The sequence below is a fragment of the Pseudomonas sp. SMV7 genome, assembly GCF_052041995.1.
Taxonomy (GTDB): domain Bacteria; phylum Pseudomonadota; class Gammaproteobacteria; order Pseudomonadales; family Pseudomonadaceae; genus Aquipseudomonas.
The window spans coordinates 1-239 of the sequence record NZ_JBKGGT010000078.1 but is presented as its reverse complement, the minus strand read 5'-3'; the positions used below and the strand labels follow the sequence as shown (position 1 = coordinate 239).

Annotated in this window: 1 protein-coding gene; it reads left to right on the top strand. The window is 62.3% G+C overall.

The genetic code is table 11. The features are described 5' to 3' along the window. Positions 1-239: contractile injection system protein, VgrG/Pvc8 family (locus ACLEJP_RS25620; RefSeq protein ID WP_440810936.1), on the top strand; the 239-nt coding region annotated here is incomplete at both ends.

The window sequence follows — 239 nt, the reverse complement described above, 5'->3', positions numbered from 1 at the left end:
TTGCGCTTTACCTTTCAGCCGCTGGCGAGCCAGCTTGAGTTCGAAGTGGTTTCGTTCGAACTCGACGAAGCGCTCAGCTCACCGTTCCAGCTGAGCCTGGAGCTGATCAGTTTCGACAGCGACGTCGACTTCGGCGCGTTGCTCGACAAACCGGCACTGTTCACCCTGTGGCGCGGCGAACGCCCGCTACGCCATGTGCACGGCCTGGTCAGCCGCTTCAGCCAGGGCGAGACAGGCCA